General features: G+C 38.9%; 16 protein-coding genes. 1 reads left to right on the top strand and 15 read right to left on the bottom strand.

Features of this window, described 5'->3' with window-relative positions; genetic code table 11:
- Positions 1-187: 187 nt before the first annotated feature.
- Complete coding sequence (gene pepV, locus C5L23_RS05580) at positions 188-1,603, bottom strand: dipeptidase PepV (RefSeq protein WP_010007674.1); 1,416 nt, start codon at positions 1,601-1,603, stop codon at positions 188-190.
- A gap of 89 nt (positions 1,604-1,692) precedes the next feature.
- Between pepV and C5L23_RS05575 the strand changes: the two genes are divergently transcribed.
- Positions 1,693-2,529, top strand: a complete 837-nt coding sequence (locus tag C5L23_RS05575) for an NAD(P)H-hydrate dehydratase (protein WP_133264414.1) — start codon at positions 1,693-1,695, stop codon at positions 2,527-2,529.
- Positions 2,530-2,577: 48 nt separating this feature from the next.
- On the opposite strand, the gene C5L23_RS05570 is transcribed toward C5L23_RS05575, so the two are convergent.
- The 14 genes from C5L23_RS05570 to C5L23_RS05505 form a co-directional block, all read right to left on the bottom strand.
- Complete coding sequence (locus tag C5L23_RS05570; RefSeq protein WP_010007676.1) at positions 2,578-3,735, bottom strand: hydroxymethylglutaryl-CoA synthase; 1,158 nt, start codon at positions 3,733-3,735, stop codon at positions 2,578-2,580.
- Positions 3,736-3,811: 76 nt separating this feature from the next.
- Positions 3,812-5,434, bottom strand: a complete 1,623-nt coding sequence (locus C5L23_RS05565) for an ABC-F family ATP-binding cassette domain-containing protein (RefSeq protein WP_010007678.1) — start codon at positions 5,432-5,434, stop codon at positions 3,812-3,814.
- 91 nt (positions 5,435-5,525) lie between these two features.
- A complete protein-coding gene (gene pyrE / locus C5L23_RS05560; RefSeq protein WP_010007680.1) occupies positions 5,526-6,161 on the bottom strand; it encodes an orotate phosphoribosyltransferase in 636 nt (211 codons plus the stop codon).
- Positions 6,161-6,856, bottom strand: coding sequence for an orotidine-5'-phosphate decarboxylase (gene pyrF, locus C5L23_RS05555; protein ID WP_133264496.1), 696 nt, complete (start codon positions 6,854-6,856; stop codon positions 6,161-6,163). Before pyrF ends, pyrE begins: the two co-directional genes overlap by 1 nt.
- 22 nt (positions 6,857-6,878) lie before the next feature.
- Positions 6,879-10,058, bottom strand: coding sequence for a carbamoyl-phosphate synthase large subunit (gene carB, locus C5L23_RS05550; protein WP_010007685.1), 3,180 nt, complete (start codon positions 10,056-10,058; stop codon positions 6,879-6,881).
- A 27-nt stretch (positions 10,059-10,085) separates the two neighbouring features.
- The gene (gene carA, locus C5L23_RS05545; RefSeq protein WP_010007686.1) at positions 10,086-11,159 is read right to left on the bottom strand and encodes a glutamine-hydrolyzing carbamoyl-phosphate synthase small subunit; all 1,074 of its coding nucleotides are present in this window, start codon (positions 11,157-11,159) and stop codon (positions 10,086-10,088) included.
- Between the two features lie 20 nt (positions 11,160-11,179).
- On the bottom strand, positions 11,180-12,451 hold the full coding sequence (locus C5L23_RS05540) for a dihydroorotase (protein WP_010007687.1): 1,272 nt from the start codon (positions 12,449-12,451) through the stop codon (positions 11,180-11,182).
- Positions 12,452-12,478: 27 nt separating this feature from the next.
- Positions 12,479-13,399, bottom strand: a complete 921-nt coding sequence (locus C5L23_RS05535; protein ID WP_010007691.1) for an aspartate carbamoyltransferase catalytic subunit — start codon at positions 13,397-13,399, stop codon at positions 12,479-12,481.
- Positions 13,400-13,581: 182 nt separating this feature from the next.
- Entirely contained in the window at positions 13,582-14,535 is a 954-nt protein-coding gene (locus C5L23_RS05530) for a ketopantoate reductase family protein (protein ID WP_010007693.1), read from the bottom strand.
- 259 nt (positions 14,536-14,794) lie between these two features.
- Positions 14,795-15,211 (bottom strand): phosphate-starvation-inducible protein PsiE, encoded by a 417-nt coding sequence (locus C5L23_RS05525; protein WP_133264413.1) that lies wholly within the window; start codon positions 15,209-15,211, stop codon positions 14,795-14,797.
- A 37-nt stretch (positions 15,212-15,248) separates the two neighbouring features.
- Positions 15,249-19,559 carry a PolC-type DNA polymerase III gene (locus tag C5L23_RS05520; protein ID WP_133264412.1) on the bottom strand — a complete coding sequence of 1,437 codons (4,311 nt, stop codon included), beginning with the start codon at positions 19,557-19,559 and terminating at the stop codon, positions 15,249-15,251.
- 87 nt (positions 19,560-19,646) lie between these two features.
- Positions 19,647-21,365 (bottom strand): proline--tRNA ligase, encoded by a 1,719-nt coding sequence (locus tag C5L23_RS05515; protein ID WP_010007694.1) that lies wholly within the window; start codon positions 21,363-21,365, stop codon positions 19,647-19,649.
- A gap of 42 nt (positions 21,366-21,407) precedes the next feature.
- Positions 21,408-22,655 carry an RIP metalloprotease RseP gene (gene rseP, locus C5L23_RS05510; RefSeq protein WP_133264411.1) on the bottom strand — a complete coding sequence of 416 codons (1,248 nt, stop codon included), beginning with the start codon at positions 22,653-22,655 and terminating at the stop codon, positions 21,408-21,410.
- Positions 22,656-22,694: 39 nt separating this feature from the next.
- The gene (locus tag C5L23_RS05505) at positions 22,695-23,489 is read right to left on the bottom strand and encodes a phosphatidate cytidylyltransferase (RefSeq protein WP_133264410.1); all 795 of its coding nucleotides are present in this window, start codon (positions 23,487-23,489) and stop codon (positions 22,695-22,697) included.
- Position 23,490 lies beyond the last annotated feature (1 nt).

Raw genomic sequence — 23,490 nt, 5'->3', positions numbered from 1 at the left:
TCCAGCACGTCATCAAAAGTAATAAAAAACAGCTCATCGGCTGTTTTTTACACGCGCTGGTTGCGCAACACGTAGTACTTTAGTTAATGAAAAGAGAATCAAACCACTAGCAGTAATAATTGAAATAATCATAAGCGTTGCTCCTGTCTATTTTTTATCATTTTAGCGTGGCAAGATTAAATATAAATCAATCAAAGTTAGTAATTTCAAAAATAGCCTGTGCATAAATTGAGATTGAGCGATATAAGTCATCTAACATCGCAAATTCATTCACCTGATGCATCGTATCAGGTGAATCTGGGAATAAAGCCCCAAAGGCAACGCCGCGTGCCATAAGCCGGCCGTAGGTTCCACCACCAATTACTTGATCATGTGCTGGTAGGCCTGTTTGCTCATGATAGATGCGTAGTAATGTGGCAACCAAAGGATCGTTTGGTGATACATAATGTGGTACTTGAGCATGCCCACCGATTTGTGGTGTTACTGCCCAACCGTTACGTTGATTCGCCAGGCCTTTTTGGATTTCTTCTGGTGTAATCCCCTTTGGATAACGGAAATTGTAGTTAATATAAAGTGTATCATCTGCTTTAAAGCGTTGAATACCGACATTCATAGAAAGCGCGCCCATGACATCATCCGTATAGTTTATGCCAAACTTTTCGCCAATCGTATCATCATGAGATGGTGTACCTAGGTAAGTTAAGAATGCTTTGGCTGTGCCACCAAAGTCATATTGTTGTAAGAAATGTGCCAAATAAGTACCAGCATTCTCGCCCGTCTCTGGCATTGCACCATGCACTTGTCGACCATTAATAAGCAGGTATATTTTCCCGTCTTCTTGGCTTAGGCTCCCTGAAATTACTGGATGATGGCTCAAGTAAGTTTCAAAATCCGAAACTAGATCTTTTGTGTCACCGGTAACTGTCGCACGTGCTTTACCAGGGACCATGTTAGTCCTTAATCCAGCTTCAAAATTGTCAAGCGTCAAGGTACCACCATTGGTCGCTTGATCTTTAATCTCGATTTGAACGTTACCCTTTTCGCCATTAATAATCGGATATTCAGCATCAGGTGAAAAGCCATAAGCTGGTGCGGGTTCGACCTCAAAATAACGGTTCATGCAAGTCCAGTCATTTTCTTCGTCCGTACCAAAAATCAAACGAACACGACGTTTGAGTGGTAAATCTAATTCGGCTAAAATTTTGAAAGCATAATAAGCAGCCATTCCAGGCCCTTTATCATCAGAAGCACCACGCGCAATAATTTTATCATCCGTGACAACAGCCTCGAAAGGATCTGTTTGCCAGCCTTCACCAGCAGGCATCACATCAACGTGAGACAAAATCGCGACATAATCTTGAGCGTCTTGCGGGCCAATTTCAATATAGCCCACTAAATTATCAATATTTTTCACACGAAACCCATCGCGCTTTGCCATTGCTAATATCTTATCCAAAGCAGCCTTTGGACCAGGTCCTAGCGGTGCTTGATCTGTTGCTTGACTATCATCCCTAACACTTTCAACAGCAAGCAACGTACTTAAATCTTCAATAAATTCTGTCTTACGTTTTTCAGTTTCGTTTTGCCAATTAATTGTAACCATTTAATTATGCCTCGCATTTACTTAATATTTTTATTATACGCGTTTGTGGTTTACAATTGTTATGAAAGAGATTCAATTAGGAGAATAAAATGATAATTTTAACAGATAAAATTCTTGAAAATGTCATTAAAAAGCGACCACTACATTCTTACAAAGGAACATATGGGCGTATCGTAGTGATTGGTGGCAACCCTAATTATGGTGGCGCTGTCATAATGAACGCGCTAGCAAGCGTTTATGGTGGTGCTGGATTAGTCACTGTTGCCACAGATCCTAGTAATTTCACCGCTTTACACGCTCATCTCCCAGAAGCCATGGTGACCGATTATCACGATACGACACAGCTACAAATATTAATTAAGAATGCCGATGTTGTCTTACTCGGGTCAGGATTAGGAGAAGATGACACCGCATATCATGTATTACAAGACACTTTAGCAGCAGTCACTTTAAATCAAACACTCATTATTGACGGTTCTGCACTGAGTCTCATTGCACTACATCACTTCCCTTTACCAAATACGCATGTGATTTTAACGCCACATCAAATGGAATGGCAGCGACTAAGTCAAATCAAAATTGATGATCAAAGCCTAGAAAGAAATCAAAGCGCACTCCAACAGCTTTTCCCTGATGCCGTTTTGGTACTGAAACAGTATCACACACAAATTTATCATCAACAGCAAGTCATGTCCCTTACAATTGGTGGACCGCATCAAGCAACGGGTGGTATGGGCGATACATTAGCTGGTATCATTGCCAGTTTTGTTGCACAATTCCATTCAGCAAAATTAGTTGATTGTGTTGGTGCTGCTGTCTATACGCATTCTGCGATTGCAGATGAACTAAGTATCACGCAATATGTCACTTTGCCTACGCAAATTAGTATGGCATTACCAATTTTCATGAAAAAACATGCCAATTAACTTTAATAATAAAAAACGTTTTGAATTTTCTTCAAAACGTTTTTTAGTTTATTCATAAATGCGCATGCCATCTTGAATACCCAATAAATTATAACCTGTTGATCGCATAGCTGTTGTAGTGTCGATTTGTGAACGCGTTAGCTGTTGCTTGAATATATCTTCATATGTTGCAACAGACACTACTTGACGTTTTTCTAATAAATCATGCAATAACGTCTTTGGAACATATTCCTCAAAGTTAGATTGTAACGTGACACTATAAAGTTCGGCTTCAGCGCCACTGCCATAACTAAAGACCGCAATATCATCGCCTGATTGTAGATCACTCGCATGACACAATAAGGATAACAAACTCAAATAAACTGAACCAGTGTACAAATTACCCACTTGTCGACTAAACCGTTGACTTTCCTGTAGATGATTCATTAATAGGCTTTGTTGTTGTTCTGTCGCTTGTGGCAAAATTTGTAATAAAGCTTTTTTACCCATTTTAGTATAAGGTAAATGAAAAACAAAAGCGGATAATTCATCAATACTTTTGTGATTTTGCTGTACATAACGTTGCCACAATGTCATAAACATTTCTTTATAAACATCTGTTGATAGATGTCCATCGACTATTGCTTCACTACGATCTAATGGTCGCCAAAAATCCATCACATCGCGACTCATATAAACAGAATCATGATTAATACTTAAGATTTTAGGATTTGCTGCAACAATCATCGCAACTGCCCCGCCACCTTGGGTAACCTCTCCAGGTGTAGCTAGACCATAACGTGCAATATCAGCCGCAATAACCAATACCCGCTTTTCTGGATGCAAGGTAACATAATCACGAGCTTGCATTAGACCATACGTTCCCGCATAGCATGCCTGTTTCATTTCAATTGTTCGTGAGAATTCGGATAATCCCAAAAGACGTTGAATATACATTGCACTTGATTTTGAATTATCAATACCTGATTCAGTTGCTACAATGACCATATCAATTTTTTGGCGATCCTGATCATCAATAATTTGTTTTGCAGCATTTGCTCCCATTGTCACAATATCTTCATTGGGTGGTATAACTGCCTGATAATCCTGTCCAATACCAATTGTATACTTATCTGGTTCATCCCCTCTGGCTTTAGCTAATGCGACTAAGTCTAAAACATAGCCTGGTGTATAAAAACCAATTTTGTCAATACCAACTACTGTCATCTATTTGATCCTTCTTCATTTACTTCTCTGCATATGTATCTAGCAAAAAAGCAACGCTATTACGCTGCTCAATTATTTAGTACAATGCTTTTACTTTTTCTTGAATACTTTCAGAATTGATGAAATCATCATATGTTGTATCAATACGATCAACTGCACCTTTATGGCTCACTTCAACGACATGATTAGCTGTCGTTGCCAAGAATTCATGGTCATGCGATGTCATGACGATTGAACCCTTAAAATCAACAACCGCATCGTTTAATGATTGAATCGATTCCAAATCCAAATGGTTTGTTGGATCATCCATTAGCAAAACATTGGCTTTTAATAACATCATCTTTGCCAAAACAATACGTACCTTTTCACCACCAGATAATACATTAATTGTCTTTAACGCATCGTCTCCACGGAATAACATCTGACCTAACATACCACGTAAACTGGTGTTGTCCTTTTGCTCTTCATCTGCAAAATCACGAAGCCAATCTAAAATGACTGCATCTTGTTTATCAAAATTATCATTCAAATCTTTCGCAATGTATGAACGTGACGTTGTTACACCCCAAGTCACTGTACCACTATCTGGCTCTAAGTCACCGGCAATAATTTGCATCAACGTTGTCGTTGCTAAATCTGAGCGTGATAGAATAGCAATTTTATCACCGGGACGTCCAATAAATGACACATTATCTAATACTTTTTCACCATCAATAGATTTTGAAATATTTTCTACACGTAACATATCATTACCAAGTTCACGATTAATCTCAAACTTGATATACGGATATTTACGTGAAGATGGCTTGATATCATCTAATGTAATTTTATCTAATTGCTTTTTACGCGCTGTTGCCTGTTTAGATTTAGAAGCATTGGCAGAGAAACGCGCAATAAATTCTTGTAATTGTTTAATCTGCTCTTCTTTTTTAACATTTTGGTTAGATTGTAATCTTTGTGCTAATTCTGAAGATTCCCGCCAAAAATCATAGTTTCCCACAAACGGCGTAATTTTGCCAAAATCAACATCCAAAATGTTCGTTGAAACAGCATTCAAGAAGTGACGATCATGAGAAACAACAATGACTAAGTTAGGGAAATCAGCCAAGAAATCTTCTAACCAATTAATCGTTTGAACGTCCAATCCATTGGTTGGCTCATCAAGAACCAAAATATCAGGATTACCAAATAAAGCTTGGGCCAACAATACTTTCACTTTATCATTTTCTGTCAATTCGCCCATCATTGTGTATTGCATGCTGTCGTCAATACCCAATTTATTCAATAATTGACCTGCTTCAACTTCAGCATTCCAACCATTCAACTCTTCAAATTCTGCACCTAACTCCGCAACTTTCGCACCATCAGCGTCATTAAAGTCTGGCTTAGCGTATAAAGCATCCATCTCTTGTTTAACTTGGTATAGACGTTGGTGCCCCTGAATCACAGTATCCATCACAGAAAATTCATCAAAAGCAAAGTGATCCTGCTGCAAAGAACTCATACGTTCATTATCACCAATAGCGATAGTACCTTCTGTTGGTTGTAATTCACCTTGTAATAATTTTAAAAATGTTGATTTACCAGCACCGTTTGCACCAATAATGCCGTACGTGTTGCCAGGTGTTAATTTCAAATTAACATCTGAATAAAGTTTTTTCCCTGAGAAACTAAAACTCATGTCTGCGACTGTAATCATTAGGGTTTATTCCTCCATAAAATAACGCATTTCAGCGTATTTTTCACTTTCTCTAGCATAACAGAAAAAGCGCGAATTTTCGCGCTTTCCTCTATTTTTTATCCCAAGTCTCTGGATCTCTTTTCCAATCTTGTAACGTAGCAATTTGATTTTTATCTAACTCACCACGTGCTATAGCGGATTCCATCAATTGTGTATAGTTTGTTAATGACGCATATTGTGTTTCAGCTGCTGCAAAATTTTTCTCACCAGCTGGTAATTCATAAGAGAATATACTCGTCACACCCGAAACAATACCTCCGGCATCTTGTACAGCTTTAACGGCGCCAAGTACTGACCCACCTGTTGAAATCAAATCATCAATTAACACAACATGACGATTATTGACATTGGCACCTTCAATTTGACGTCCGGCGCCATGATCTTTAGGCTTACTTCGCACATAAATCATAGGTAACTGCATCACTTCTGCAACCCAGGCTGCATGAGGAATACCAGCAGTTGCAACACCACCAATAATCTCAACATCAGGATACAATTCTCTGATAAGTTGTGCTAGACCTTGTGCAATGTTACGTCGCACTTCTGGAAAGCCAATCGTCATCCGATTATCAGTATAAATTGGACTTTTAATGCCTGAAGCCCATGTGAAAGGTTCCTGAGGAGAAAATTTAACAGCCCCAATTGTTAATAAATCATTAGCTACACGCTGTGCATAATCAATCATTATTCACTCCATTCTTTTTTAGCTCGCATATAAGCTGTCACAGGATCTTGCGCCTTGGTAATACTACGGCCAATAACTAAACCACTCGCAGCCAATTCACGTGCTTGACTGGGTGTCGTGATCCGCTTTTGATCGTCTGCGCTATCACCTGCTAGGCGAATACCTGGCGTGATACGCAAAAATTCCGGTGCAGTCACTTGTAAAATAGGTGTCGCTTCTAAAGCTGAACTAATCGTTCCATCAATGCCTTGTTGATAAGCTAACTCTGCCAAATGCTTAACACTTTGCGTCATGGTTAACGTGGTTGATTGTGTTGATTGCATCTCAACTTCAGTTAAAGAAGTTAACTGCGTCACAGCCAATAGTTTTAAGTCAGAATTCTGTTTGGCAGCCACTGCTGCCTCTAACATCTTCGCCCCACCCATTGCATGTAAAGTAAGGTATTGAACGTCTAAACGTGTGATTGTGCGTACTGCTTGTGCAACCGTATTTGGAATATCGTACAATTTTAGATCCAAAAAGATGGTAAATCCCGCTTGTCGTAGTTCTCTGACAAAATCTGGCCCTGTCGCATAAAATAATTCCATACCAATCTTTATAGCTGGCTTAGGTTGAACGTGCTCAAATTTTTTTAAAAATTGACGTGCTAAATCCGCAGTTGCAAAATCTAATGCAATAAATATTGGATGATCCATCATTACCCTCACTCATTAATTTTTAAGACATTTCCTCAGCTGAAAAACTACGGCTTTCCAAAATGTCAATAAATGCTTTGACAGTATCTAGTGCAGTAAATAATGGCACCGCATTTTCAATGGCTGCATCTCGAATTAATTGCCCGTCAGCAGCAACGCGTTCATCAGCTTCAGCCGTATTAATGACAACTTGTAGAGATTGTGAACGAATTGCCGACACAGCATTGTTATCAGATTCATCTATTTTATCCAAAACCGTAACAGCTAGATTCTCTTGTCCAAAATACTCGCCAGTTCCCGCAGTGGCAAACAAGGCAAACCCTAGGTCATAGAGGCGCTTAGCCAATTCTAGGGCTTCGGCTTTATCTGAATCTGCAACTGTAAACAATACATTACCATACTTCGGTACTTTAATATTAGCTGCTACAAAGGCCTTATACAATGCTTTTGACAGTGTCTTATCGGATCCCATTACTTCACCGGTTGATTTCATTTCTGGGCCAAGCAATGAATCAACATCTGGTAACTTCGTAAATGAGAATACTGGTGCTTTAACATGAACCATATCGCTCTCTGGCACTAAACCAGTTGTCAATCCCATATCAGTTAACTTTTCGCCCAACATCACACGTGTTGCTAATTGCGCTAGTGGCAAATGTGTGACCTTACTAATGAATGGTACTGTTCGTGATGCACGCGGATTAACCTCAATAACATAAGCAGTATTTTGATGAATCACAAACTGGACATTCATCAACCCAATTGTGCGCATCCGTTTAGCCAAGTTAATAGCAGCATTGACCATTTCATTTTGTACCTTTTGTGATAAGTACTGTGGTGGATACACACTCATCGAATCACCAGAATGCACACCAGCACGTTCAATATGTTCCATAATTCCTGGAATAACAACAGTTTCACCATCACTCAAGACATCTACTTCAGCTTCTTGTCCTTCCAAGTATGAATCAATCAAGACTGGGTGATCATTGGATACTTTAACTGCACGCTGCATGTAGTCTTTTAGCTCATCATCGTTAGCAACAATTTCCATTGCGCGGCCACCCAAAACATAACTTGGTCGAATTAAGACAGGATAACCAATTTCATCAGCAGATGTTAATGCTTCAGCGACAGTTGTTGCTGTTTTACCAACTGGTTGTGGTAATTTCAAGTCCTTAATCACTTGATCAAAGGCTTCTCTATCTTCAGCGCGATTTAAATCTTCAACCGTTGTGCCTAAAATTTTAACGCCTGCATTTTGCAAATCTTCCGCCAAATTAATGGCTGTTTGGCCACCAAATTGAACAACAACACCGATTGGCTTTTCTAATTCTGTAACGTTTAAAACATCTTCTAACGTTAGTGGCTCAAAATATAGTTTATCTGAGATTGAGAAGTCTGTTGAAACTGTTTCGGGGTTAGAATTCATCACAATGGCTTCGTATCCGGCACGTTGAATAGCTTTAACAGAATGTACTGTCGCATAATCAAATTCAACACCTTGACCAATACGAATTGGTCCTGACCCCAAAACCAAAACGGACGGCCGTTGGCTCACAATAGCCTCGTTTTCTTGTTCATAAGTAGCATAGTAATAGGGTGTTTTTGAATCGAATTCAGCCGCAACTGTGTCAACCATTTTGTAGACAGGTAAACAGTCAGCGGATTGACGAAAATCACGAATTTCTGCAGCTGTTTGGTGCCACAATTTTGCAATTGTCACATCAGCAAAGCCATTCTTTTTAGCATATTTTAGTGTTGGCAGATCATTAACATGTTCAGCTAACGCTTTTTCAATTTCAATAATATGTGCAATTTTATCTAAGAAAAAGTCATTAATTTTTGTCTTATCTTGTATGGTTTCAATAGTAACACCACGGCGTAATAAGTCAGCAATCATAAACAAACGATCATCACGTGCTGGCATCAGCATATCTAATAGTTCATCCGTCGACAAATCAGGATAAGTCATATCATCAAAACCAATGACATCGATTTCTAATGACCGCACTGCTTTTAATATGGCCTCTTCTAAGTTACGACCAATGGCCATTACTTCACCAGTAGCCTTCATTTGCGTGCCTAAATGACGATTGGCTGAAGTGAACTTATCAAATGGCCATCTTGGAATTTTAGCCACAACATAGTCCAAAGCTGGTTCAAATTCAGCTTTTGTTGTGCCTGTCACTGGATTAACAATTTCATCAAGTGTTAAGCCAACTGCAATTTTAGCAGCCATTTTAGCAATCGGATATCCCGTTGCTTTTGAGGCCAAGGCTGATGAGCGACTTACTCGTGGGTTAACCTCAATGATATAGTATTTGTAGCTTTGGGTATCCAAAGCCATCTGAATATTAACCCCACCTTCAATTTTCAGCGCACGAATAATTTTCAAAGCAGCATCACGCATCATCTGCAATTCACGGTCAGAAAGTGTCTGTACTGGCGCAACAACAATTGAATCTCCGGTATGAATACCCACGGGATCAAAATTTTCCATAGAAGCAACAACAAGCGCATTATCGCTAGAATCTCTCATTACTTCAAATTCAATTTCTTTATAACCAGCAATTGAACGTTCAACCAAAATCTGTGTAACCGGTGATAAATCTAATCCGTTCGTTGCAATTTCAACTAATTGGACATGATCTTTTGCAATACCGCCACCAGTACCACCCAACGTATACGCGGGTCGGACAATCACAGGATAACCATGCTGATCAGCAAATGCCAAGGCTTCATCTAAAGTTGTGGCAATCGTTGACTCTGGAATAGGCTCATTGAGTCGCTCCATCAATGCTTTGAATTCTTCACGATCCTCCGCTTCTTCAATAGCAGATAACTTCGTACCAAGTAATTCAATGCCCAACGCATCTAAGATACCTGCTTCAGATAAGTCTTTAGCCATGTTCAAACCAGTTTGTCCGCCAAGTGTTGGTAAGATAGCATCAGGGCGTTCTTTACGAAGAATACGTTCCATGAAATCTAAACTTAACGGTTCAATATAGACTTTATCTGCAATCTCAGCATCTGTCATGATAGTCGCTGGATTAGAATTCACTAAAATCACATAATAGCCTTCTTCTTTTAACGAAAGTGCAGCTTGAGTACCTGAATAATCAAATTCAGCAGCTTGTCCAATCACAATTGGTCCAGAACCAATTACTAATATCTTTTTAATGTCATTACGTTTAGGCATTCTAGTATGCACTCACTTTCTTTTGTTTTACTTGGCTTGGCTCTCTGCAATCATCTTCAAAAAGTCATCGAAAATGTATTCAGCATCATGCGGACCTGGCGCAGCATCGGGATGAAATTGTACTGAAAAGGCATGATGATTCTTTAATGTTAACCCTTCGACAGTCCCATCATTTACTTCTTCATGTGTGACAGTTAATGACGTGTCCGCTAGACTTTCACGATCAACAGCATAGCCATGATTTTGTGAAGTAAAATCCAAACGTGCTTTGCCAATGTGACGTACCGCATGATTAAACCCACGATGACCAAACTTCATTTTGAACGTCTGTGCCCCGTTCGCTAAGGCAAATAGTTGATGTCCTAAGCAAATGCCCATAAGTGGTAACTGTTCTTGTAATTTCTGAATCATTGGAATTGCATACGCTACATTTTGCGGATTGCCGGGGCCATTTGACAATAAGACCGCATCAGGATGTGCTGCTAAAACTGTTTCAGCACTAACATCCGCTGGAAATACCATGACATTCACACCACGTTTTGCTAGCGCGCGTAGAATAGAATTCTTTAGGCCAAAATCAATCAAAGCAACAGATACGCCATCAGTTGGATTTTGATACTGACTTTGTGTTGTTGCATGCGCTACTAAATCAGTAGGCGTTGCGTAAGCTTTTAACTTTGCCAAGACGTCTTGTGTAACTTCGCTCACCAAAGCTGCTTTCATCACACCATATTCACGTAATTCTTTAGTGAGTGCACGTGTGTCAACGCCTGTAATACCAGGCATTCCCGTTTGTTCAGCCCATTCTGGCAAGCTCATCATCATTCGCCAATTACTAGGGCGTCGCGCAACTTCATGCGTGACAATCGCTGTCGCTGCTGGACGTAAGCTTTCAAAATCATCACGATTGACACCATAATTGCCGATAAGTGGATAGGTAAAGACAATCATTTCGCCACGATATGATAAGTCCGTAATGGATTCTTGATAACCCGACATTCCTGTATTGAAGACTAATTCGGCGATAACATCTTTGTCCGCACCAAACCCTTCTCCCTCATAGACTGAGCCGTTTTCTAAAACTAAATATTTCGTTGTCATATCGCGTACTCCTTTTATTTTTAACGTTGATATACTTGTTGACCTGATACCCAAGTTGCCTGTGTTTCACCATAAACTTGCCAGCCAATGAAAGGTGTATTCTTACCTTTAGATAGAAAATCGTCCACTGCAATAGTTGTCAAATGTGTTAAATCAAATAAGGCCAAATCTGCTCGCTGACCCACCGCAATTTGAGTTGGTGCGTCTAAATGGAAAGCTTTAACTGGTGCAATCAACATCCGATCAATCAGTGTTCCAAGAGATAGTAATCCTGACTTTACCAAATGTGTATATAGTAACTGGAAACTCGTCTCGATACCTGTAATACCAAATGGTGCAACAGCAAACGACTTTTGCTTTTCTTCTGTACCATGTGGTGCATGATCCGTTGCAATCATGTCAATTGTGCCATCTATTAGGCCAGCAATTAGGGCTTCTCGGTCCTCTTGCGCACGTAGTGGTGGGTTCATTTTAAAATATGCATCATCTTTTTGAATCGCATCATCACTTAATAATAAATGATGCGGTGACACTTCAGCGGTCACATGGACACCCTGAGACTTAGCCATTCGAACTAATGCCACACTCTCTTTAGTAGAAATGTGTGCCACATGGTAATGCACGCCAGTTACTTTTGCAATGACTAAATCTCGCGCTAATTGTGAACTTTCCGCAAGACCTGTAATACCTGGTAGACCTAACTGTTGCGATACCTCACCATCATTCATAACACCGCCGTGTAACAATGTATCATCTTCCAAATGTGCAATGAGTGGGCGTTTTGCTTTGGCTGCTGCAGTCATCGCTTGCAACATTGTATCTGCTGTTTGGACACCTTTGCCATCATTTGAGAATGCAATGGCACCTGCTTCAGTCATACCTTGAATATCGTTAATCGTATGGTCAGTTAAATCCTTTGATATTGCGCCAATCTGTTCGACATGGATTACACTATTTTCTTGATTACGCGCTATTTGGGCCGCTAGTTTAGCTTGATCATCAGGAACGGGATTAAGATTTGGCATTGCCATAACTGTTGTGAAACCACCCCGAGCTGCTGCTAAACTTCCTGTCTGAATAGTCTCTTTGTACTCAAAACCAGGTTCGCGGAAATGGACGTGGACGTCAACCAGACCTGGTGTTAGGAAGTGACCTTGTGCATCAAACACGTCTGCTTGTACATCAGATAGATTGTCACCTATTTCTTTAATCGTACCATCTTGGATTAAAATATCACGTTGAATGGTTTGTTGATTATCTGATAAAATTTTTGCATTTTTAATGAGTAACATGATTCGCTCCTATAAATTCAATTCGCTCTAACGTGCTGAATGATCAACGCGGCTGTCTTGTCCTACCCACTCTAAAATAGCCATACGCGCAAATACCCCATTCTTCATCTGTTCAAAAATTTTAGACTTGGGTGCTTCTACTAAGTCATCAGCGATTTCGACATCACGATTAACCGGCGCTGGATGCAGGATAATGGCGTCAGACTTTAATGCATCATATCGTTGATGTGTTAACCCGTATGCCTGATGGTATTGTGCTGTTGAAAAGTTTTGGTTTTCAACTTGTGTGATGCGTTCGTGTTGTACTCGTAAAAACATTGCAACATCTAACGATTCCCACATGTCATCAATAGCAACAAATTGACCATATTGATTAAAATCATCATGATACCAATATTCTGGTCCACTAAATGTTAAATTAGCACCCAATTGGTTTAATATTTCAGCATTAGATCTGGCTACTCGTGAGTGCGCTAAGTCACCAACAATTCGAATATTTAACCCGTCAAAGTGACCAAACTGTTCATAAATTGTAACAAGATCCAACAGACTTTGTGACGGATGTTGACCACTACCATCACCCGCATTGACAAGATATGGTGTTGGTTGCCCACTATTTTGTAATGCCGTTGTGTACCAAGCATTTTGAGAGTGACGAACAACTGCCACATCCACACCAATGGCTTTCAGGGTCTTTAAAGTATCTAATAAACTTTCACCTTTGGTCATTGAACTCGTTTGTGGATTAACAAATATATTTTGCCACCCAAGTTTCAACTCTGCCATTTGAAAACTACTATGTGTTCGGGTTGAATTTTCAAAAAATAAATTGGCAACAGTCAATGACTTAGCATGTGGTTGCGCACCACGCTTCAATGCTAATGACCGCTGAATTAATCCTAACACGATATCAGATGATAATGAATTTATATTCAATAAGTTATGCATATATACCTTCTTTATACAAAAAACCGAGCAGCTCACAGCCTGCTCGGTTCCGTAAAAATAGGTACGGAGAATACACTATCCCCGACTTCAATTATATCGTTTCCTTGCAGGCCTCTCTGGACCCAATTAAAGGTTCTATTTATTTTAAAGTATGATACCATTTTTAAAGCGCTGACGCAAACTTATAACTCAAAAGTTTCTTGCGTTTTAGCTTGCTTTACACGAACAATATCTTCTTTTGCATGAATTAATTGCGTTATTAAGCTATTAATTGGCATTGAAATTTGATGTTGCGCACCCAATTTGGCAAAGTAGCCATTTAGAAAATCAATTTCTGTTCGCTTAGCACCCTGTATATCTTGATACATTGACGGATAGTGTGCACCAGCAACTTCTGGTTTTAGGAGCTCAGCCAATGTATCCATAATATCTTGTACATCGACACGAATGCCGACTGCTTCTCCTACAGCTTTAATCTCATTTAGGATGCCCAATGATAATTCCATTTGGTTTCCAGCTGTACCAAATTCAGCAATGCTGGCATCTAACAATACAGACAATGGATTCAAAACGGCATTAATACCGGCTTTTCGCCAAATATCAGTCATCACATCCCGAGATAATTCAGCATTAAGCTCTCCTTGATTTAAAGCGGTGATAATATCTTCCGCATCTCCACCACCGATAGCCTGTAAGCGAATTGACCCAGTACCTGTTACATGAATTTCTCCTGGCGCTGCTAGACTAGAAGTCCACAAAGTTACACCGGCATATATCTGTTCCCGATCAACGTGTTTTTGTATAACTTCAATATTTCCTAATCCATTAGATAATACTAACAACTTCGTTTGTGGCGTAATGATATGGGCAATATCAGTTAGCATTTGATTTAATTGTGGTGTTTTAGTGAGTAAAATAATTAGGTCAAACGTACCATGAATCTCTTTGGGCGTTACGACCGGCATGAAATACCGTTTTGACTCGCCAGCATCATTGACTACTTTCAATCCCTTTGTATTAATCGCAGCAATATGTGCAGGCCATCCATCGATACCAGTCACTTCATGACCAGCTTTTTGCAATTTAATACCTACACGGGAACCTAGCGCACCAAAACCAGCAATTGCTATTTTCATCATATTGATTCAACAATGTATTCAGAGACATATTCTGTCATACATTTTATCTCCTATATAAAAATTAACTTTAAATTCAGATTACCACATTTATACGTGTACTACCTTTTAAAACGTTGTGAATAAAATGGCAAAAAATTAATTTAATGAGTATATTTTGCAGTTATTTAATTAAAAACATACTAAAAAGCCACCAGCTATTGCATTTGCTGGTGGTTAACTTATTAAAAGTAATAAATAAAAATCAAATAAGATGAGATTAATTTGATTTAGTTTTTATCAATGATCTGAAATAACGGTAAAATGTTAATGCCATAACTAAGAAGAAAATAGCAATCGCTAATAATAATGTTTTATTTGTCTGATCATGATAAACCAAAATCGCACGGATAAGTGCTGTGACACCAATATAAAGAAAACTTTCCATAGAAATATGGGCATCTTTAACAAAATATTCACGTACCAAACTCATAAACTCAAAAAACAAAAAAACAGCTAGGGTTACTTCTGTAATTTCAGTAAAGTGCGTTCTGATGTTTGCAACAGTGAGGAGTTGTGCTAAACTGATGATTTCTCTAATTAAAAACCCGAAGATAATAATACCAATAATTAAAATTGCAACGTTAAGTACATACTCAATATAATGTGCAACACGTTGATGCCATTCATGTTTCATAACTTAATGTCCTCATTTCCAATGCGATTCAATACATTTAGAAGTCAAATAGGCTCAATTGATTTTCATCTGGCATACCATCTAGCGCACTATTTTGTGTTAGGAATTCAATGATTGTTTGAGATACTTTACCACGCTTCTTTAAATCTTCCTTACTCAAAAACGGTTTCTCAGCACGAGCAGCAACAATTTGATTAGCAACGTTATCGCCCAAGCCCGGAATTGCATTAAACGGTGCAACCAAGTGATTGCCATCAATAATCCATTCTGTTGCCTGTGAACGTTCTAAGTCAACCATATCAAAAATAATACCACGTTCTAACGCTTCATTCGCCATTTCAAGTACGGTTTGTGTCTCTTTATCTTTAGCCGTTCCTTCATTACCTAATGACTTAATCTTTTGCAATGCTGCCTTAGTAGTTTCCTTTCCACGGCTCATTGCCTCAATATCAAACATCGAAGCACGCACTGAGAAGTAAGCTGCGTAATAAATTGTTGGCATATATACTTTGAAATAAGCAATTCTCAAGGCCATCAAAACATAGGCTGCCGCGTGCGCACGTGGAAACATATATTTAATTTTGAGCATAGATTGAATATACCATTCCGGAATGCCACCGTCACGCAATACCTTTTGATATTCATCTGTAATGCCTTTTCCTTTACGCACCTTTTCCATAATATTGAAGGCATCAGCTGATTCAATACCCCAGTTAATTAAATCCGTCATGATTTTATCACGCGTTCCAATCACTGTACCAATTGTGGCTGTACCATTATGAATCAGTTCATTAGCATTCCCCAACCACACATCGGTTCCATGAGATAATCCTGAAATTTGAAGCAACTCTGAATAACTATGTGGTTGTGTTTCCTCTAACATGCCCCGAACAAAATTAGTACCAAATTCTGGTAGACCCAAGGTACCGGTTTTGGAAAATATTTGCTCTGGTGTCACGCCTAATGCTTCTGTTGACGTAAATAAGCTCATCACGCCAGGATCACTAGCTGGTATCGTTTTAGGATCAATACCCGTCATATCTTTTAATGTTCGAATCATTGTCGGATCATCATGTCCCAAAATATCCATTTTTAATAAATTATCATGAATAGAATGATAATCCATGTGAGTTGTTTGCCATAATGACTTTTGATCATCAGCTGGATATTGGACTGGTGTAAAATCATAAATTTCATATTCTCTGGGAACAATTAAGATTCCACCCGGATGTTGTCCAGTGGTTCGCTTAATTCCGGTCACCCCTGCAGCCAAACGCTCTTCTTCAGTCCCACGATAGTTTACTTCATGATCGCGTTCATAACCTTTAACGTATCCAAAAGCTGTCTTTTCAGCAACTGTCGCAATCGTTCCGGCACGATAAACATTATGCTCACCAAATAATACTTTCATATAATTATGCGCTAATGGTTGATAGTCACCCGAAAAATTCAAATCAATATCTGGCACTTTGTTTCCGGTAAATCCCATAAACGTTTCGAAAGGGATATTTTGGCCATCCCCAATTAAAAATTCGCCTGAATGATTAGGATCCTCTTTTTCTGGTAAATCATAACCTGATTCATATTCTTTTGGATCAACAAATTCAAGATAATCACCATGTACAGAGCGATAATGTGGTGGTAAAGGATTTACTTCAGTGATACCAACCATTGTCGCAACAAATGACGAACCCACTGAACCTCGTGAGCCTACCAAATAGCCGTCTTTGTTAGACTTAGACACTAAACGCTGCGAAATAATATAGTGCGGTGCAAAGCCATTACCAATAATCGCCTTCAACTCTTTATCAATTCTAGCCTGTATCAATTCTGGAATTGGTTCGCCATACCATTCTTTTGCTGTTTGCAACGTCATCTGCCTCAACTCTTCATCGGCACCTGGAATATTAGGCGGATAAGAACCATCTTTTAATGGCATGATAGCTTCTAATCGATTTGCAATCACATGCGTATTATCAATGACGACTTCGCGTGCTAAAGCTTCACCAAGAAAACTAAAGTCGTCTAATAATTCTTGCGTTGTTTTAAAGTAATTATCGGGTAACTCTGTTCGATTTTGTGGATTTCCTGGTTGCGTTGCTAATAATATCTGACGATAAATTTTATCTTCAGGATTGGTATATTTAACATCGCCAGTTACAACAACCGGCTTATCTAAATCATGACCGAGACTAATCATATCCTTCAAAATACTTTGCAAGGCTTCTGGAGAAGCAATTAATTGACTCTCCAGCATTGGTGCATAGTTAGCAGTTGGCTGTATTTCTAAATAATCATAATACTGTGCCTTTTTTTCTGCTTCAGCTCGTCCTTTTTCAATTAAAGTGACAATAACTTCACCACCCGTATCACCAGATCCAACAATTAAACCGTCACGATACTGATTTAAAATAGATCTTGGAATTCTTGGCACCCGATTAAAAAATTCAACGTTAGATCGAGAAACGAGTTTGTATAGATTCTTTAAACCAGTTTCATTTTGAACAAGTAACGTTGCATGTACCGGTCGGCCGTGTTTCCAAGCATGACCATCAGTCATATGGTCATTCAGTTGATCATGAGATTGGATATCAAAACGTTCTTTGACTTCTTTTATTTCACGCCAAGCAATGTGTCCTGTTGTTTCCGAATCAAATATTGCTCGGTGCGCTTGCTCCAAGTTGATATTAAACTTTTTAGCAATGGTCCCCAAACGATAACTTCTATAATCGGGGTATAACCAACGCGTTAGTGGCAGTGTATCAATGACTGGATTAGCGAGTGGTTCTTGGTGATAGCGGGCATAACCTGCATTCATAAAACCAACATCAAAAGTTACGTTATGCCCGACTAGAATTGCATCGCCACACCATTCTCGAAAGCGATTCAGTGTTGTTTCCTCAGGATCTGCATTGGCTACCATTGTATCCGTTATGGAAGTCAGATTAATGGTGAATTCACTCAACGGAAAACCAGGATTAATATATTCTGAGAACTTATCAATAACGTTACCGAGTTGCATTTTAACTGCTGATAATTCAATAATATGATCACTAACTGCTGATAAACCGGTTGTTTCTAAATCAAACGCAACATAAATAGTGTCCGCATCTAATAACGAAACTGGCGCTAAATTAAAGGCAATTGGTTCACCATCTTCTACTAAGTTAGCCTCCATACCGTAAATCATTTTCATACCGGTTTTCTTACCAGCCGCTACCGCCTCAGGAAATCCTTGTACGTTACCAGTATCCGTAATCGCCAAAGCTGTATCTCCCCAGCTTTTAGCAAGTTGAGCTACCTTTGCATAATCCGTTACTGCATCCATCGCTGACATATTAGAATGCACATGCAACTCAACTCGCTTCGTTTCTCCATCATAAGGCTCTTGACGTTCTTGATGATCAACAACTTGCAAATCATAAATGTTCAAGGCAAGCTCGCGTTGATATTGATCTTCTTGAATGTTTCCTCTCAGACGTACCCACATTCCTTTTTGAATATTTTCAAATACTGCTTCATCATTTTCGTTATTAGAAAATTTCTTAGCTGAAATTGAACTCGAATAATCGGTTAATTTAATCGTTAACAACTTTCTACCAGAACGCAACTCACGAATCTCTTGAGCAAAAATATAGCCTTCAACCACAACTAACTTTTCTTCATCTACAATGTCTACTAATTGCTTGATATCCGTATCAATAGAAATTTTCTTGCCAAGTGTTAAAGCTGTCCCATCATTGGACTTTTTTGGTTTAGATTGTTTATTGGCTTCAATCGCCTTTTGAACATCCTGTTGTACTTTTTCGTGATGTTGGGCAACGCTATCATGGATCTGTGCGGCCAACGCTTCATCGAGTGTTGCCGTAAAATTAAGCTGCGGGAAACCAAATTCCTGATAAATATTAGTCAGATTATGCAGTAAATCATGTGTTAAATTCTGATATAAAATTGTCGCACCAACACCAATTGTGACATCATGTTGCGCTAATTTTAACAAAGTATTATTGGTTAATTGATGAGCAATTGCATGACTCACACCCATCTTGTCCAAAGCAATGTGCCAATAGTCTGTTATATCATGCTCAGCTATTGTCTCTGATACAGTTTCAATTTGAATATGTACCTGTGCAATTTGAGTAAAACTCTGTTTAAGATATTGTTCAAATTGTAAAAATGTATTAGCAGGTAAAAATGTTGTCAGATGTATTACAAAAGACCAGGTCTTGTTTACTGGTGATACATCGACCCGTTCAATATATCCTTCTTGAAAATCTGGTCGTATTTCCTCAGGTAAATCAATTTGTTGTATTAACTGATTAAGTTGTTCTTGTTGTGTTAATGACATTGTCGCCCTCAAATACTTTCAAACAAAAAAGCCGTATCCAAACGAACCGACTTTTAGTGGTTAATATCATTTTACCAGAAAATAATATTAATTTTCATCATGAAGTAACACTGCTACGGAGTCTACAACTTCGCTCACACGCATTTCAATATTCGTGTTACTTGCGCGAACTTTGACTTCAACAATATCTTCTTCTGCCTTTTTACCAACTGTTATACGGATAGGCAACCCAATTAAATCAGCATCCGCGAACTTAACACCTGCACGTTCTTTACGATCATCTACAAGCACTTCTAACCCTTGTGCTAGAAATTCCGATTCTAATTGACGCGTTACACGTGCTTGCTCAGTATCCTTCAAATTAATAGGCACAATGTGAACATCAAATGGGGCAACACTTGTTGGCCACACAAGACCATCTTCATCAGCTTTCTGTTCGCTAATAGCACTTAGCAAACGAGAAATACCAATACCATAAGACCCCATGATCATATCTGTTTGGCGGCCATTTTTATCCAATACTTGTGCACCCAGAGCTTCAGAATATCGTGTGCCCAACTTGAAAATATGTCCAATTTCAATACCCTTGGTGAAAACAAGTTTACCTTTGCCATCAACCGATAGATCACCTTCACGCGCTACACGGAAGTCGCCAACATTCTCTTCAGGTAAAGTCACATCACGTTGCCAATTAATATGTGACAGATGCTGATCATCATGATTAGCACCAGCTGTAAAGTTTGCCATATCTGCTGCACGTTCATCCACTAGCAAGCGAACATTTTCTGGCAAGCCAACCGGACCCAATGAGCCAAAATGCGCACCTAGTACTGCTGCTGCTTGTTCGTCGGTCGCCAATTCAAGGCTATCTGCCTTTAAGAAATTTTGCACCTTCACATCGTTAACTTCAAAGTCACCACGAACCACTACTGCTACTGGCTGATTCTCATCTGCCATAAATAACATCGTTTTTACCAATTCAGTTGCTGGTTGATCAATAAATTCAGCCAATTCTTCAATTGATTTAACATTTGGTGTCTCTAATGTCACTAAGTCTAATGGTGCCTCGTCACTAGTTTGACGCTCATAAAAGTCTTTGGCCATTTCCAAATTTGCTGCATAGTCAGTAGCATCGGAATAAGCGATAATGTCTTCACCAGCATCAGCTGGTGCTGAAAATTCTTTTGAATCAGAACCACCCATGGCACCGGCATCACCAACAATTGCACGATATGTCAAGCCAACACGATCAAAAATATTCGTATAAGCTTGTTCCATAGCGCGATAAGCATCGTCCAGTCCTTCTTGATCGGCACTAAATGAATAAGCATCCTTCATAATAAATTCGCGCGTACGCAAGAGACCAAAACGTGGTCGATTTTCATCACGGAACTTTGCTTGAATTTGATAAACCAACAACGGCAACTTCTTGTATGACTTTATGTCATCACGCATAAGTTGTGTAAAGGTTTCTTCGTGCGTTGGCCCTAATATAAAATCACGATTTTGACGATTTTTAAATTTATAAAGCGCTGGACCATATGTCGCATAGCGGCCAGATTCTTGCCATAATTCAGCGGGTAAAATTTCTGGTACGCTCATTTCGTTAGCATCAATTTTAGCCATTTCTTCGCGAACAATGGCTTCAATTTTATTTAAAACACGTTGTGCTAATGGTAGATATGAAAACATACCTGCTGCAACTGGACGGATATATCCCGCCTTTAAAAGTAATGCATGACTGCGCACTTCAGCATCAGCCGGTACTTCCCTTAAAGTTGGCATTAATAATTTTGACTGTTTCATTGTTTTCTCTTTCTATTTGAACTCATCTCTACATACAATAACTTAGCGTAAAATATCATTAACCGTCACGGCGAGCATTAGCAAAACCATAAAGATAGCACCAACAATCGTTACGCCCGTTTCAAACGATGCTGGTAGTGGCTTACGCCTTATTAACTCTAATAAATTCAATATGATTTTACCACCATCCAGTGCAGGAATTGGAAGTAAATTCATGATGCCCAAATTAATAGATAACAATGCCATAAACCCTAAAATATTGATAAATCCTGTTTGAGCAACGCTAGAAGTTGCTTTAGCAATTGACACTGGGCCGCCCAATTTATCTAAGCTAAAGCCACCAACAAACAAATGTGATAAAGCATATAACACCCTTTTTGTTGTATCAAGCGTCTGAACAAAACCATATTTCAATCGTGAATTAAAATCCTTGTGCATTTGGATTTCAATACCAAGCAAATGTGTCTCTTGTCCATTTTCAGAAATGGTTTTAGGTGTTAATTTAAAATTTCGTTGCTGCTCTTGTCTTGATACTTTGACATTAACTGTTTCACCTTGGTTCGTCGAAATCGCATTCGCAATATCAGCCCACTCATTAATCTTCGTGTCATTAATCGCAGTAATCCGATCACCTGTTTTGAGGCCAGCGCTTTTAGCTGGCATATTATCTTGTACATGACCAACAATCGGTTCATTTAAATTAACTGCCGGTAACGTAAAGCCCAATCCCGAAAAAACGATAAGCGCTAAAATAAAATTCATCAAAGGACCGGCAATATTAATGACCATTCTTTTCCAAACTTTAGCACTTTGAAACCATGTCTCTCTTGGTGCAACTTGAAGTGTTGTACCATCTTTTTCAATGATTGTTGCTTCACGATCGACGCGCATACGATGCATGGCATCATCATTTTCTAAGTAACCAACAAGTACCAAATCATCAACCAAATCAGCATGGTCAACATTAAAGGCAATTCCTTGTCCCGCTACGTCGACCTGCGTGTCAATTTGTGTGACAACATTATTCTCATTAGTTAATAAACGTACACGTTGTCCAGGCTCTAAATCCGCTTCCTCGTCCATGCCAGCCATACGTACATATCCACCAACTGGTAGGATACGTATTGTATAGGCTGTGTGATGCCGATTAAAACGTAAGATTTTGGGTCCCATACCAATGGAAAATTCTCGAACAAGCACGCCAGCTCGTTTGGCTGCAATAAAATGTCCAAATTCATGAACAGTGACCAAGACACCAAAAACAAAAATAAAGGCAATGATAGAGGTCATTTTTTCTCCTTATCATAGTGATTTAAAAATATCATATCATTAGCTTAGCATACCTAAAATTGCCATCAAGGGCATGACAACTAACATTGAATCGAATCGGTCCAAAATACCACCATGGCCTGGTAAAATATTACCAGAATCTTTGACACCATAATGACGTTTAAAACCTGATTCAATTAAGTCACCCATTTGTCCAGCAATTGATAACAACAAAGCCAATACTAACAATTCAAAGAAGTGATATTGTGGTAACCAATTAAAAATAGTAAATAATCCAGAGACAACAATAACAGCAACAATACTGCCACCAATTGACCCTTCCCATGTTTTATTGGGACTGATTTTGGGCGCTAATTTATGTTTCCCAATGGCACGACCGACCATATAGGCGCCAGAATCGGTTAGCCAAACAATCAGCAAGCCAAACATAATAACAGCCAAGCCGACGGCGCGTGCTTGTACGAAGTAATGAAAGCCCGTGCCAACGTATAAGGTAGCTAATGCTAGCGCGCCAGCATCATCAAAATTAAAACGATTTCGACTAAAGACTGTGTGTAATAAAAGCAAAAAAGCCAAGAAATAAAAAACAATATGAGAACTTTGAATTAACGGAATATGGTGCCAGAAATTACGCGGTAAAATCAAGACAATAACACCTAAAAAACTAATCCATGCTTCTGTGGAAACAAAAAAACGATGCTTCATCCGTAAAAATTCACTAATACCAACAATACCTAACAATAAACTTAAGATAAGTAATGTATTACCACCCAATAATAAAATTGGAATAAATATAATCAACGCTACAATCGCTGTAATCACGCGAACTTTCATT

It is taken from the genome of Leuconostoc fallax, from assembly GCF_004354645.1.
Classification (GTDB): domain Bacteria; phylum Bacillota; class Bacilli; order Lactobacillales; family Lactobacillaceae; genus Leuconostoc_B; species Leuconostoc_B fallax.
Note: the sequence above shows the minus strand (reverse complement) of the source record. Positions and strands in the feature narration are given on the sequence as shown.